The organism is Kitasatospora sp. NPDC101235 (genome assembly GCF_044767505.1).
Taxonomy (GTDB): Bacteria; Actinomycetota; Actinomycetes; order Streptomycetales; family Streptomycetaceae; genus Kitasatospora.
In genome coordinates this window covers 1-14,433 of sequence record NZ_JBIWNZ010000037.1, presented here as the reverse complement: position 1 = coordinate 14,433, position 14,433 = coordinate 1, and the positions used below count along the sequence as shown (strand labels likewise).

The following is a 14,433-nucleotide window of genomic DNA, read 5'->3' as shown; positions in this document are numbered from 1 at the left end:
GCCCGGTGTCGCATTCGGGGACCTTTGTCCCCTGTTCGGGCGCCGCTGAGAACGGGCGGGTCCAGCCGTACCATCCGCCCGACGACCGGGCGCGTGCCTCTGTCGCTGTACCCGAGCAGCAACCCCTCAGCACCGCCACGGGAAGGCGGCACCCGCTCCTCGCCGGGTCGCCACCCGGTCGGCCTTGACAGCGTCGCCACCGGGACGTAGATCGGGAAGCATGAGTCGGCACGAGCCGGTGGACCGGGCGGCGCCGCCCGTCCGGAGCGACGCGGCCACGTACCCGGACACGGACGCCACGGCGGATTCCGGCCGTCGCGGACGGGCGACCGAGGCCGGGGCGGCTGTCGGTACGGCGGCGGAGCGTGAGGACGCCCTGGTGACGGCGGTGGTCAAGGCCGTCGAGGAGACCGCCGCCCATGCCGGGAGCGTCTTCCTGCGCTCCCGGGACAGCCGCTCGATCGTGCTGGCCGCCACCTGCGGTGCGCCGCCGTCCCTACTCGGCGGCTGGCGGCTCATCCCGGTCAACAGCCCCATTCCGGTGGCGGTGGCCTACCGGTCGGGCCGGACGGTCCATCTGGCCGACGCCGACGAGACGATGCGACGCTATCCGCAGCTCGCGGTGGCCCTGCCGTACGCGTTCGGCTCGGCGTCGGTGCCGGTGAGGGCCGGGCAGGAGAGTCTGGGAGCACTGGCGGTGGTGTGGTCGGCGCCATCCGGGCACGCGGGGCTGTCGAGGGCCCGGCTCCGCCATCTGCGGGCCATCGCCAACCGGCTCGGCGCAGACCTCGCCGGCCTTCGAGCCCGTGAGGGCGTCTTCCCGTACGACGCCGCGACAGTGCCCATCGAGGTCCCGGCTCCCACCGCGCCGGCGGTGCGGGTCGGTCTGTTCGACTGGCAACTCGACACCGGGACCGTGGTCGCCGACGACGAGCTCTGTGCGATCTTCGGTCTCACGCCCGACGCCTTCGACGGGCGGGCCGACACACTGGCTTCCCGGCTCCACCCCGGCGACCGGGTCTCGCTCCGGGCTGCGGCCCGGGCAGCGGTCGCGGACGGCAGAGTGGTCGCCCGCCGCCTGCGTGTCCGCACCGCCGACGGCTACCGCGCCGTTGAGCTGTGGGGTCGCGTGCCGGAGGCGCCTGAGGAGGCGGTCCGGACCCACCTGGTCGGCAGCGTGCTCGACGCCGGAGCCGGAGCCGCAGCCGTCACCGCGGTGGAACGGCTCCGGGACGGACTCTTCTCCCTCGATCCGAACGGACACGTCGCCTACGCCAATCGCAGCCTGGAGGTGTTGCTGGGGACGCCCGGCGGGGAACTGCTCGGCCGCTGCCTGTGGGATGTCCTTCCGTGGCTGTCCGATCCGATCTTCGAGGACCGGCACCGAGCCGCGATGGTCTCCCAGCAACCCACCGTCTTTCTGGTCCGGCGCCCGCCGGACCGCTGGCTCGTCTTCTCCCTCCACCCCGATGCGAACGGCGTGACCGGCAGGGTGACGTCCTCCCGACCGCCCCACTCGCCATCGAACGTGTCCGGCGCATCGGAGGGCTCCGGGACATCGACCGCCCCTTCGTCCGTCCCCGGGCCCGGGTCCCCCGTGCCGAGCCCGCCACCACCCCACGCGGAGCCCGCGCGTCTGGGCGCCATCTACCGCGTCCTGCAGCTCAGCAGCGCGCTGACCGAAGCGGTGAGCACGGTCGAGGTGTGCGACGTCGTCGCCGACCAGCTCCTGCCGGCCTTCGGCGGACAGCACCTGGCCATCTACGTGATCGACGAAGGCCGTCTGCACCTGCTCTTCCACACCGGCTACCACGACCGCTTCCTGCAGTGGCTGGAAGGCAAACCGCTCGACACTCCGCTGCCCGGAGCGGAGACGCTCACCTCCGGCGTACCCCTGTTCGTCGACTCCCGGCAGGATTTCACCGATGCCTGTCCGGCTCGCACCGTGGAAGGCGTCGGAGCCTGGGTCTACCTACCGCTGATCGCCTCCAACCGCCCAGTCGGCACCTGCATCCTCGGCTTCGACGAGATCCACCGGTTCACCGCCAAGGACCAGGGCATCCTGACCGCGCTCAGCGGTCTGATCGCCCAGGCACTCGAACGCGCCCGTCTCTACGACGCGAAGGCCGCCCTCGCACACGGCCTGCAGAAGGCACTCCTGCCCCACCGCCTGCCCGCCCTGCCGGGCATCCGCACCACCGGCCGGTACCTGCCCGGCACCAGCGGGATGGACATCGGGGGCGACTGGTACGACGTGATCCCCACCGGGAACACTGTGGCCCTCGTGGTCGGAGACGTCGAAGGCCACAGCGTCGCCGCAGCCGGCACCATGGGCCAACTGCGGAGCGCGGTGCGGGCCTTCGCCACGGCCGGTCACTCACCCGGCGCCGTTCTGGCCGGAACCAACCGGCTCCTGGTCGACCTCGGTCCCGAGCTGCTTGCCAGCTGCTGCTACATCCTCATCGAGCCGGACGAGGACCGTGTACGCGCCGTCCGCGCCGGGCACTGCCCGCCCTTGCTACGCCGTCCCGACGGCAGCACCGAGGTGCTCGAACTGGAGGGCGGCCCACTCCTCGGCGTCGACGGCACCAGCAGCTACCCGGAGACGGAGCTGCACCTTCCCCGAGGGTCGATCCTCGCCCTCTACACCGACGGCCTCGTCGAGGAACGCGGCAGCAGCATCGATCTGGGCATCGACGAGCTGCGCGCCTCGCTGGCCCACGCCCACGCCGGAAGCCTCGACGGCCTGGCCGATCGACTCCTACGCAAGGCCCGACGCTCCCCGCACCGTTCCGACGACATCGCTCTGCTGCTCACCGCCTACCACCCCGGCCGGGCCCCGCAGGCCGACTGACGGCCCAAGGGCACGGAACCCACGCAGGCGGCCCGGCCGCGCAGCGCTGAGAGGCCTCAGCCCGGCACGGCCTCGTCCAGGGCGGCCAGCAGCAGCTCGGGCAACGATCCGGGGAACCGGCGGATCCTCGGGTACAGCGCCGCCCAGCGCTCGGCCGGCACCCTTCCCCCGGCCCAGCCGTCGAGCAACGCGGCGCACGCCACGTGCAGCGCGGCCCGTCCGCTCCAGGCCGCCCCGGCCGACGTCCGCGTGCCCCAACGTCCGGCCGACCCACGAGGTCAGCATGGTCACGAGGCGGGCCGACTCGACCACCTCGCCGGCCGACAGCGGCCCGTGCTCCACCACTGCCCCCTCGGCCGACCTGCCGAGCGGTCCGGTATCGCCCGATGGCCGCCACTCGGGCACCCAGCGCGGCCGCCGGCCGGGGCGGCGGCCGGGAGTGCGAACCTGGGCGGCGAAGTCGACGTGGACCAGGCCGAAGCGCCAGCTGAACCCCTCAGCCCGTCGAACGGGCTGTCATGTGGCAAGACCTTGACCGAAAGTCACTAGCTCTCATCAAGTCAATTATCCAACAGAGGAGTTGACGCACTCTTCCAGCACGTCCACGTCGCGGACCGCACCGGCGTGGACGGCTCCGGCGCGGGCGCGCAGGCGGCGGAGCATCCGGGCGTCCTGGAAGCCGGCCGCGCAGCGGCGGCCTCCGTGGTGGCGCCGTGCGCGATGAGGTGCTCTGCCTGCTCGACGCGCAGTTCCTGCTGGTAGCGCAGCGGGGTGAGTCCGGTGGCCTCGGTGAAGTGGCGGGTGAGGGTGCGCCCGCTGACGCCCGACGCGCTGGCGAGGCCATCGATGGTGCCGTAGGTGTCCGCGTACGACAGCAGGCTGAGCCGGGTCCGGGCCGGCAGCGGGACGTCCCGGTAGTCGCCCTCCTTGCGGTGCTTGAGCGGCGGTCGACGGTGGCCATCCGGCGGCTGTGGAAAGCGGGGTAGAGGTGGTGCTCCAGGGGTCGAGGCGCCTGTCTCGCCCGGCCGGATGCGGATGACCGGATTCTGCTGGCCGTTGATGGTGCGGTTGGTGGCCGCGCCGTTGCTCAGGTTCTCGGTCTTGACGGAGTCGCCCTCGACCTGGTCGTCCTTGAGGGCGATGACGTGCTCGGTGATGTGGCGCAGGGGGTCGGGCAGGTACCGCTCCAGTCCGTCGACGATGATGACGCCCGATTCGCCGCCCGCCACCTGCGGGGCGGAGCGCATGGCGGCGTGGGAGTGGTACCAATAGGTGCCCGGCGTGATGTCGTGCGGGATCCGGTAGGTGTAGTGGAACGTCCCACCGGGTTTGATCGCGATGAAGATGTCGTCGGACGGGCTCTGCGGGGAGACGTGGAGCCCGTGGACGTGGAGGTTGGTGTCCTCGTCCGACTCGTTGACCATCTCCAGCTCCACCCGGTCGCCCGGCCGGATCCGGAGGGTGGGCGGCATGTAGAGGCCGTTGCAGGTCAGGGCGAACAGCTCGCGGTCGCCCGCGGCCGTCTTTCGCCTCGCGACGGTGATCCGCGCCGTGAGGACGCCGTCGTGGCTCACCAACTCCGGTGGATCCTGCAGCGGTTGACCGGTGTCGGTGGACGGTGCCGCCGGCCGGTACGGTGCGACTGCGGGCGGCGGTACCGGGGGCCGATCCGATCGCGCGGCCATCCCGGACGGGCCGGTATCGCCAGACAGGGACACCGCGGTGAGTATCACGCCGGCGGCAAGCCAGGCCGAGGTAGCGCCAGACCACATGTGACGGTCTCCATCAAAGCCGCGGATCGATGACGGCCGGGGACGGTCGCCGCTCCTGGTGCAGGTCGAACCTCGGAGCTCCCGGGCAAATCGGCCACAGGACGAACCGTGCCTTCGATAACACCCTGAACGACCACTCGTCGCACGCTGGGACGGTCATCCGGCCCACAAACCGTTCCTCCCGGCCGCTGTGTCCAGGTGGCCTCCCCGAGTAGCCCTGATCGGGAAACGAGTCGTGGCGAGGTTCGTCGCTGAGGCCGAACTGCCGGAGCGGCCCCGGGCGCCGAGGGGTCACAGTTGGGGAGGTGTGTCGCCGCCGAGGAGGGTGATCAGCTGGGCGAGGAGGGTGTCGAGTTCGCGGCCGACGTCGGCGATCCGCGGGTTGCCGTAGCTGGCGAACAGCAGGCTGGGCTGGTCGACGGCGAGCCTGGTGTCGCCGTCGGGGTCCGCGTAGAGCAGGGTCCGCAGTGGTGCGTGCAGCATGACAGACGGGTCGTGGCGGAACATGCGCTCGGCGATGGTGTGGTTGCCCATCAGGTACTGCGTGGCCTTCCAGGAGGACGGCGAGCCGGCCATGACGGCGGTGATGTCGCTTCGGTAGTAGCGCATGAACCCGTGCGGGGCGTTGATCTCGGCGAGTTCGAGCATGGCCTGCCAGGAGGCCATCTGGAAGAAACGGTGGACATCGACCTCGGGGACGAGGGCTTCGTAGTGCTCGCGCGCTTCGTCGTAGGGCCGTGGCAGCGCCACGACGAGCCGCCGGGCGGGATGGTCGATGACGGCGGTGTCCGTGGTCATGGCTGTACCTGTTCGTCGTCGGAGTGGACGAGCTCGACGTCGTGGATGTCGAGCGTGATGGAGGGCAGGTTGAGGTTGACGCTGTTGTCGGGGTTGCGGCGGAAGACCCGTCGGCGCGTCGCCACGAGCAGCCCGTCGAAGCTCCGGTGACGGCCGGTGTAGTGGCCCACCAGGGTGCTGCCGTTGACTTCGGCGACATAGTCCATGCGGCGCTGACTGCCGAAGGCGTCGAAGACCATCCGGCGGTCGGGGCGGGTGAACGGGCTGAATACGATGTGCTCCCTGACCGTGTCGAGCGTCAGGATCTGGTCGAACGTCTTCTCCGGCGGCCAGCCCTTCGTCGCCCAGATCGGGCCGCCGATGGAGATGTCGGCCTTCAGGCCGCGCAGGGTGTCCCAGAGCTCTCGACCGCCGGCGGTGGCGATGGCCAGATCGAGGAGTTCGTCACTCATGGACCGGTCCATGCCAGCAGCCTGCGGGGCCCGCAGCCAGGGTGCAACTGGAGCCCGACGAGCTGTTGGCGCTGCGAAAACAGTCGGCTCAGTGATGGGATCGGCATACTCAACCGGCCAGCTCAAGCCATACGGGCGCGCCGAGCAACGCGCCCAGCGGACCGAGCAGGCCCTCGCCCGCCCGGCGTGCGGGTCCAGGCCGATCCGCTGTTCGTCCGGGACGGCAGGGTGGTCACCACCGCGGGCACATACTTGCGGTAGTCGTCGATGGTGGTCGCGCCCACCAGGTGCAGCTCGCCGCGGGCCAGGGCGGGCTTGAGTATGTTGCCCGCGCCCATCGCGCCCATCGCGCCCATCGTGCCCATCGCGCCCTCGCCGCCGGCGCCCGCGCCGACGACGGTGTGCAGCTCGTCGATGAACAGGATGACGTCACCACCGGACTCCTGGACGTCCTCAATGACCTTCTTCAGTCGCTCCTCGAACTCACCCCGGTACTTGGAGCCCGCGACCATGACGGCCAGGCCCTGAGCGACCACGCGTTTGCCCTTGAGCGTGGCGGGCACGTCGCCCGCCACGATCCGCTGCGCGAGCCCCTCCACGATCGCTGTCTCGCCGACGCCCGGCTCACCTATCAGGACCGGGTTGTTCTTGGAACGCCGGGAGAGGATCTCCACCCCGGTGCCGCCACCAGGTCTGCGGCGGCCGGGGCAGGTCGCGTGTGACATTTCAAGGACGGCCTCCGATGGCCGTGCCCCAGGGTTGTGGAGACCGAATCGCTATGCGGGCGGCCCGCCATCGTAGGCGGCGCCCGAGGTGTGCAACCGCTCCCGCAGCAGGCGCTTGCACACCTTGCCCATCGAGTCCTGCGGCAGTTCGTCCACGACGACCAACCGGGCTGGCAGGTACGAGTCGGTCATGCCGTGCTGTTCCAGGTAGGCGCGGAGTTCGTCAAGTGTGGGCGGCTGGCCTTGCGGGACGATAACGGCGCATGGTAGCTCGCCGTAGCGCTCGTCGGCCTGTCCGATGACGGCGACCTCGCGCACCGCGGGATGATCGCGCAGTTCGTTTTCCACGTCCGCCACGGGGATCATGAACAAGGTTGAACCGGATACGCGCTCGGCGACACGGCTGACGTATCGCAGCCCGCCGTGGCCGTCCGGGCGGAGGAGGTCCCCGGTGTCGATCCAGCCGCCGGTCGTCTGTGGCGTCCAGGTCAGCTGGGCTGTGTCCCGGTCGACGGTGCCCAGACAGACCGCGGGACCGCGCACGAGCGCCCGGCCGGATGACTGCCCCGCTTCCTCGTCGGGAACAAGCCGTACCTCGACCCCGGGGCGGGGGCGACCGATGCTGTGCGCGGCCCGGTCGGTCGGGTCGTCGTGGCGGGTGCAGGTGATGCCGGCGGTCTCGGTCGTCCCGTACGCATTGATCACCGGGCGCTGGAAGGCGCGGCAGGCCGTCTCGATGTCGCCGCGTGAGAGCGGTGTGGCGGTGCAGGCCACCGCGCGCAAGTCCGGCAGTTCGTGCTGGACGTCCATTTGGCTTGCGGTCAGCTCCCTGAGCTGGGCCGGACTCAGCAGGAGGAAGCGGACGTGGTGGCGGTCGGCGAGGTCGAGCACGGTCGCGGGATGGAATTCATCCCAGATGACTGAAGTGTGGCCGTGCACGAGCGGGCCAAGGACGGAGAACTGGAAGCCGAGGGTGTGCCCGAGCGAGGCGCCGGTGGCCACGGTCTGCGGCCGCTCGTCGCCTGTGAACGGCCTTAGCATCTGCCGTACCGCGGCATAGTGTGTGTTGCCGCTGTGGAACACCCCTTTGGCGGCCCCTGTAGTGCCGGAGGTGAACACCACTGTGGCCACCTTGTCGGGGTGTGCAAGAGCGGGCGGCAGCGCCTGCCGCACGGCGTCGGGGGGCGCTGTGAGATTCTCCCCGGCTTCCGAGGGAATGGCGCCAACCGCTGTCCGCCGCGCGGTCGGCCAGGCCTGTGCCACGGTGCGGAGGATCTCGTCCCGCGGGCGCCCCTTCCAGTGATGCACCGTCACGAAGTGGGCGGCCTGAGCGAAGGCCACCGCCCGCGCAACCTCGCGAGCGCCGACAGACATCGGTACGGGGGCCATGACGGCACCCAGGCGCATGATCGCCAGTCCGAGCGCGGCATTCTCCCACCAGTTGGGCAGCTGGTAGACGACCACGTGCCCGGAGCGGACGCCGAGCCGATGAAGTCCGCAAGCGAAGGAGGCAACGTGATCGCGCAGCGCGCCGAAGGTGACGACCTGCTCCCGGTTTTCGGTATGGCGCCAGTTGATGATGGCCGGCCGCTGCGGGTTCTGTTGGGCGCGGCGCTCCAGGTCCTCGACGAAGGTGGTATCGCGCCACCACCCCGACTTCCGGTACCCGGCTGCCACCGACGCCGGAGGAGCGATCTGGTGAAGCAGTGTCAGCATGCCCGACTTCCTCCCCACGCTCTGCCCCTGCGCTGTGTGCTTCCAACAGGCCGACTGGTCACTGCTGTCCGAGTCGGTCGACCAGTTTGGTGGCGGTCTCGATATCCCCGGTCAGCGGCCGGTCCGCCATGCGCTCGTCCAGGGCGGCGTTGGCCAGTTTGAACGCGTGGGCCGCCTCGGTTCCGGTCGGCGGAGGCGTCCCGCGCTGGCGCAGTGCCCGAACTGCGGCTACCAACTCGCACGCCAGGACCAGACGGAGACCTTCGACAGCGTGCAGTCCCTGGCGGACAGCGAGCGAGGCGAAGCTTGCCAGCTCCTCGGTACCCCGACACAGCACCGCGTGGCCTAGAGAGGCAGGGAACGCGGCTGCCTGCACATCGCTGAGGGCATCGGCCGCGGTGTGCCCGAGCAGCATCACGCCTGAGCCTCCATCCTCGGCCAGGAAGGGACCCAGCCCGGTCAGGGCCGGCTCGAACAACGCGGTCAGCAGCGCGTTGGACAACTGCGCGACCTTGAAAATCGCCAACCGCAACTGGTCCAGGACAAGTGTGATCTGTGCCGTGAAGAATCCTCCGTGGTGGTACAGAGTGTGTTCTCCCACGCTGATCAGCGGGTTCTCCACGCCCGCATTCAACTCGACAGTGAGCGCCTGCTCCACGGAGTCGGCAGCGCCCAGTGCCGCTCCGTACACCTGCGGCAGGCAGCGGAAGGCGAACGGATCCTGGACACGGCCTGCCGGCGGTCCAGGTCTCGACGTCACACCGAGCAGCCGCCGCATCGTGGCTGCCGAACGCACCGCGCCCGGATGCGGCGCGGCGTCGTGTACCGCACCGGCGTACGGCTCCATCGACGCGTCCACAGCCACCAGGCACAGCGCTGCGATGGCATGCGCGGCATGCAGCAGACGGCGTACGTCATCCAGGATGAGCGCCGACCGCCCCAGGACCAGCGCGTTACTGCTCATCAAGGCCAGGGCGTCATCGTCGTCCAGGACGATGGCCGGCAGACTCAAGGTGCCCTCCCAAGGATGTTCACCGGTCAGAGCCAACCCCAGTTCCGCCAGTGCGGTGAGATCTCCACAGCCGACCGCCCCGTACTCACGGACCACCGGATGAGCACCGCTGTTGAGCGCCGCAACCAGGGCACGCACCACCTGCGGATCGACCCCGGCTCCCCCGGCCAGGAGTTGGTTGGCACGGATGGCGAGCATGGCCCGCACCTGGCGAGCGGGCAGCGGCCGTCCGGCCCCGCTGGCGTGACTGCGCAGCAGCCGCATCCCATGACCAGGAATTTCCGGCTCCGTAAACCGGACCCCACCCTTGCCACCGACCCCTGTAGTACGCCCGTATACATCCCGGGTAGCCGCAAGGTGCACGGCTGTGGCGTGGGAGAGCTCCATCTGCTCCAGAGCGGCAGGCGAAAGAGTGGCGCGGGCAGTGCCGTCAGCAAGGCGCACCACCTCGGCACAACCCAGATCTGCGCCATTGAGCAGGATGACATCGAAGGACTTCGCAGGGGCGCCGGTCGGGGGACGAACAGCGGCCGGTACATCGTCACTGGGCGACGTCATTCAGGAACCCCCTCGCACTGGCGCCCCCATCTGACGTCGGGACCACCGGGGCGCTGACGGCCAAGGGTGCCGACAAGTTAGCCACCACGTCAGGGCGCCCTCCCGGACCACCGTGTAGATGCTCTCTGTGATTCCCAGGATACGAATTGTAAGCGAATGGGAGTAGAGGCGCCCGCGTGGCTCGCGCGCCGGGGCGAGAAAGCCGCCGAGCGCCGCGCGGCAGCGCACGGCTGGGCCGTGGTCGGGCCGGCCGGGAAGTGCGGTGAGTGATCGGAGGGCAAAAGCAATCGCGGTGAGCAGCAGGATGCGGTACCCGCGGACCGCCCGGCGCCACTCGCGGGTGGCGGCGATCTCGCCGTCGAGCCAGAGCTCACCGCCTGGCCGGTGGATGAGAGCGAGCCTCCGCCGGCCGACTCGGCGGCACACTCCACAAGTACTGACAAGCCGCGTGAACCGCACGGATGAATTATCGGCACCAGCAATGCCGCGGAGTTCGATCTGGTCGGCCCGGCGGACCACCTCGTCCGGGACCGGTCTCACGCTGAAGCACCCCGGTGATCTTGCGGACCACGCGGTTGAGCGACTCCAGGTGCTGGATGCAAGGCGCCGCCTTCGCCAAGGAGAGCGGCATGGCCCTCCGTGACAACGGCTGGCAGCACGCGACCGCCTGCCAGTCGGACGCCGTGCCCGATTCGAACCGAACGACCCGAGACACACAGACCGCAGTCGCGTGATGCCACCCATTCGTCACGCAATGCAGCCATTCGACTACTCTGCGATCATAGCGCTAGGAGCTGAGCAGACGGAGAGAGCTGAACCCATGACAGCTGGGACGGATACGGTGCGTGCGGGCGCGAGACAACGGGAGCGCGCGCTCCGGGCCGGGTCGTGGTGAGCTGGCTCACCACGACCGATCACAAGACGATCGGGACGTTGCATCTCGGGACGTCGTTCGCGTTCTTCCTGATCGGCGGGGTGCTGGCCCTGTTGATGCGGGCGGAGTTGGCGCGGCCGGGGACGCAGATCCTCTCCAACGAGCAGTTCAACCAGGCGTTCACCGTGCACGGCGGTGTGATGCTGCTGATGTTCGCCACGCCGCTGTTCGCCGGTTTCGCGAACTGGATCATGCCGCTGCAGATCGGTGCTCCGGACGTCGCCTTCCCCCGGCTGAACATGTTCGCCTACTGGCTCTACCTGTTCGGCTCGCTCATCGTGGCGGGCAGCCTGCTCACACCGAACGGCGCGCCCGACTTCGGCTGGTTCTCCTACCCGCCGTTGTCCGACGCCATCCACTCCCCCGGCATCGGCGCCGACATGTGGTTCATGGGGCTCACCTTCTCGGGCTTCGGCACGATCCTCGGCTCGGTGAACTTCATCACCACCATCATCTGCATGCGCGCCCCCGGCATGACCATGTTCCGGATGTCCATCTTCTGCTGGACCGTCCTGCTGACCGCCGTGCTGGTGCTGTTGGTCTTCCCGGTGCTCGCCGCCGTGTTCCTGGCCATGGAAGCGGACCGCAAGTTCGGGGCCCACGTCTTCGAGGCCGCCAACGGCGGCGCCATGCTCTACCAACACCTGTTCTGGTTCTTCGGCCATCCCGAGGTGTACGTCATCGCGCTGCCGTTCTTCGGCATCATCTCCGAGGTCATCCCGGTCTTCAGCCGCAAGCCCATGTTCGGCTACTCCGGCCTCATCGCCGCCACCATCGCCATCGCGGGCCTGTCGATCACGGTGTGGGCGCACCACATGTTCGTGACCGGACAGGTCCTGCTCCCGTTCTTCGCCTTCATGACCTTCCTCATCGCGGTCCCGACGGGCGTGAAGTTCTTCAACTGGATCGGCACCATGTGGAAGGGCTCACTCAGCTTCGAGACCCCGATGCTCTGGGCCGTCGGCTTCCTGGTCACCTTCCTCTTCGGCGGCCTGACCGGCGTCCTGCTGGCCGCCCCGCCGATCGACTTCCACGTCTCCGACTCCTACTTCGTCGTCGCCCACTTCCACTACACGGTCTTCGGCACCGTCGTCTTCGCGATGTTCGCCGGCTTCCACTTCTGGTGGCCCAAGATGACCGGCAAGCTGCTCGACGAGCGCCTCGGCCGGATCACCTTCTGGACGCTGTTCTTCGGCTTCCACACCACCTTCCTGGTCCAGCACTGGCTCGGCGCCGAGGGCATGCCCCGCCGCTACGCCGACTACCTGAGCTCGGACGGCTTCACCACCCTCAACACCGTCTCCAGCATCGGCGCCTTCGTGCTCGGCCTGTCGATCCTGCCGTTCCTCTACAACGTCTGGAAGACCGCCAAGTACGGCGAGAAGGTCGAGGCCGACGACCCGTGGGGCTACGGCCGCTCGCTGGAATGGGCCACCTCCTGCCCGCCACCGCGGCACAACTTCCTCACCCTGCCGCGGATCCGCTCCGAATCCCCGGCCTTCGACCTCCACCACCCCGCCATCGCCGCCCGCGACTACCTGGAGCAGCACGGCAAGCCGGCCAAACACCTCGTCGGAGTCACCCCCGCGGAGTACGACACCCCGCAGCGCCGCCGCAGCTCTGACTCCGGCTCGGGCGACCAAGCCTGACGCGGGCGCCGCGAGACCCAACGGGCACGGGGATTTCTGATGGACGAACACGCTGTCGACGTCGGCGACGGCCTGCGCCGGCTGGAGGGCTACCTGCTCTGGCAGGCCGAGATCGCCACGGCCTGCCAGGACGCCACCGCGTTCACCGACGCCCTGCCCTGGCTCACCGACGCCCAGCGCGAGGACGTCGCGCAGGCGTACACGCGGGAGCGCCTTCGCGTCTCCCGGCAGGACGTCACCCGCATCGCGGAGGGTCCACAGCGGTTGGAGGAATCGGCGTAGAGGACTGACGCCCGCGTGATGTATGTGCCGGTTCCAGACTGAAGGAGATCAGCAAAAGCATCACGGAGCTTACGGCGACAAGGCAGTCCTGACGGCACGGCCGCCGGCAGCGACGAGGTCCACAACGCCACGTTGCGGACCCTCTACCGGTCCTTCGCCGACGTACACCCCACCTCTGAGGTCCTCGACCTGATCGAGGCAGGCCGGTGACCACGCCCCGGCCCGCCGCCATGACGGCCGACACCCGTCAAGGGCATCCACTTCAAGGCGGGCCGGCGGACCGCCGAGGCCCTGGCCGGGCACCCGTTGCCCAGCCGGGCCAGCCGCCACCCGGAACCTACCGAGTGAGGACACGTACCTTGATCGACTTTGACGCCCTGGTTCGCCAGGCCCGCGAGGATGGCATCGAGAAGTTCGCCGCCGGCGTCGTCTTCGACGAGGACGACCGGACGTCGCGACTGAGCTGGAAGCCTACGACTTCACCTCCCGCGCCGCGAAACGGCACCGCAGCGAGCTGCGAAATCTCACCGGTTGGCACGAGTGCACGGAGACCGACTTGGTCAAGCTCGTCTCGCACCTGGTGGACGTGATTTGGCACGACGAACGCCGTGTAGGGTCCGCGAGTTGATGTGCAGTGTCTGCGCTGGATGCGTAACCGATGTGCAGAATCCGAGGCCTCGATGCGCAGCGGCTCCGGAGTGTCGTCACTACGTCGCGGGACCGGACCGCGAAAGCCGGCAGTGCCTGTCGCGAGTCTCTGTCAGGTCGGCATCATGCGGACCAGCGAGTTGCGCAGGCGGGTGCGCTCGGTAGTCATGAAGCGGTGCAGGCTCCGGGAGCCGAAGGCGACCCGCTGGGCGCTGCGGCGGCGTTGCGAGTTGTAGATGCGCAGGGCAGAGGGCAGGTCGGTCGAGCCGTGCTCGGCGACAGCTCGTGTGAGGGCCTCCGCGTCGAGGATTGCCGTGCATGCGCCCTGGCCCAAGTTGGGCGTCATGGCGTGTGCCGCGTCGCCGATCAGCGCGACCTTCCCGCTGTGGACGAAAGCCGGCAGGGCGGGGAACAGGTGCCGCATCTCGTAGCGGATCCAGGTGGACGGATCGGTCTCGGTGAGGATCCGTGGGATGGGGTCGTGCCAGCCTTCGAAGTGCTGGCGCAGCTGCGCGGCGGTGGTGGCCTGGGGCACGGTGGCGTACCAGTTGGTGCGGCCTGGTTCGACCGGGGTCATGCCGAAGAACCGGCCCTTGCCCCAGGTTTCGCCGTAGATGCCGCTCTCGAAGTCGGCGATGCCGATCCAGGCGGCGGTCCCGACGTGCCGCGGGCCGCTGCGCTCGCCGAAGCATGCCTTCCGCACGGCGCTGCGGATTCCGTCGGCGCCGATGACCAGGTCGTTGTCGGCCACCAGCGCCTCCACCTCCGAGACGTTCTGCCCGAGCCTGAGGGGCACGTCCCCGAAGGCATCCAGCTCGGACAGCAGAGCATCGATCAGGTAAGGCCGGGAGAGCAGCAGTTCGGGTCGGCCGGCCTTGCGTTCGATGCGCTCCAGAGGGAGCCTCGCCATCACCTTGCCCTCCGGGGTGCGGATCCGCGCGCCCCGGTAGGGAACCGCCCGATCGCGGACCGCCTCGCCCACCCCAAGCATGTCGAGTGCGGCCTGCGCGGTGGGGTGAAGGCCGAACGCGGT

The 14,433-nt window shown here is 69.5% G+C and carries 9 protein-coding genes and 3 pseudogenes; 3 read left to right on the top strand and 9 right to left on the bottom strand.

What is annotated here, in order from left to right:
* Positions 1-220 precede the first annotated feature (220 nt).
* Positions 221-2,854 carry a SpoIIE family protein phosphatase gene (locus ACIRRH_RS38130; protein ID WP_403076913.1) on the top strand — a complete coding sequence of 878 codons (2,634 nt, stop codon included), beginning with the start codon at positions 221-223 and terminating at the stop codon, positions 2,852-2,854.
* Positions 2,855-2,910: 56 nt separating this feature from the next.
* On the opposite strand, the gene ACIRRH_RS38125 is transcribed toward ACIRRH_RS38130, so the two are convergent.
* The 8 genes and pseudogenes from ACIRRH_RS38125 to ACIRRH_RS38090 all read right to left on the bottom strand — a co-directional run bounded on the left by ACIRRH_RS38125 (position 2,911) and on the right by ACIRRH_RS38090 (position 9,887).
* Positions 2,911-3,042, bottom strand: a complete 132-nt coding sequence (locus ACIRRH_RS38125) for a hypothetical protein (protein WP_403076910.1) — start codon at positions 3,040-3,042, stop codon at positions 2,911-2,913.
* 376 nt (positions 3,043-3,418) lie between these two features.
* Positions 3,419-3,693 (bottom strand): annotated as a pseudogene (locus ACIRRH_RS38120) (helix-turn-helix domain-containing protein); the annotation flags it as partial.
* A 366-nt stretch (positions 3,694-4,059) separates the two neighbouring features.
* Positions 4,060-4,539 (bottom strand): annotated as a pseudogene (locus ACIRRH_RS38115) (multicopper oxidase domain-containing protein); the annotation flags it as partial.
* Positions 4,540-4,917: 378 nt separating this feature from the next.
* On the bottom strand, positions 4,918-5,424 hold the full coding sequence (locus tag ACIRRH_RS38110; RefSeq protein WP_403076907.1) for a DUF302 domain-containing protein: 507 nt from the start codon (positions 5,422-5,424) through the stop codon (positions 4,918-4,920).
* Positions 5,421-5,876, bottom strand: coding sequence for a hypothetical protein (locus ACIRRH_RS38105; RefSeq protein ID WP_403076904.1), 456 nt, complete (start codon positions 5,874-5,876; stop codon positions 5,421-5,423). Before ACIRRH_RS38105 ends, ACIRRH_RS38110 begins: the two co-directional genes overlap by 4 nt.
* 245 nt (positions 5,877-6,121) lie before the next feature.
* A pseudogene (locus ACIRRH_RS38100) lies at positions 6,122-6,550 on the bottom strand (AAA family ATPase); the annotation flags it as partial.
* Between the two features lie 102 nt (positions 6,551-6,652).
* Positions 6,653-8,317, bottom strand: a complete 1,665-nt coding sequence (locus tag ACIRRH_RS38095; RefSeq protein WP_403076901.1) for an AMP-binding protein — start codon at positions 8,315-8,317, stop codon at positions 6,653-6,655.
* Between the two features lie 58 nt (positions 8,318-8,375).
* Positions 8,376-9,887: an aromatic amino acid ammonia-lyase gene (locus ACIRRH_RS38090; protein WP_403076898.1), complete on the bottom strand. Its 1,512-nt coding sequence runs from the start codon at positions 9,885-9,887 to the stop codon at positions 8,376-8,378.
* Between the two features lie 933 nt (positions 9,888-10,820).
* On the opposite strand from ACIRRH_RS38090, the gene ctaD reads away from it, so the two are divergent.
* Together ctaD and ACIRRH_RS38080 are read left to right on the top strand one after the other, a co-directional pair.
* Positions 10,821-12,470, top strand: a complete 1,650-nt coding sequence (ctaD, locus tag ACIRRH_RS38085) for a cytochrome c oxidase subunit I (RefSeq protein WP_403076895.1) — start codon at positions 10,821-10,823, stop codon at positions 12,468-12,470.
* Between the two features lie 39 nt (positions 12,471-12,509).
* Positions 12,510-12,752 carry a hypothetical protein gene (locus tag ACIRRH_RS38080; protein ID WP_403076892.1) on the top strand — a complete coding sequence of 81 codons (243 nt, stop codon included), beginning with the start codon at positions 12,510-12,512 and terminating at the stop codon, positions 12,750-12,752.
* A gap of 760 nt (positions 12,753-13,512) precedes the next feature.
* On the opposite strand, the gene ACIRRH_RS38075 is transcribed toward ACIRRH_RS38080, so the two are convergent.
* Positions 13,513-14,433 (bottom strand): FAD-dependent oxidoreductase (locus tag ACIRRH_RS38075; RefSeq protein WP_403076889.1); only part of this gene is annotated, 921 nt, incomplete at its 5' end.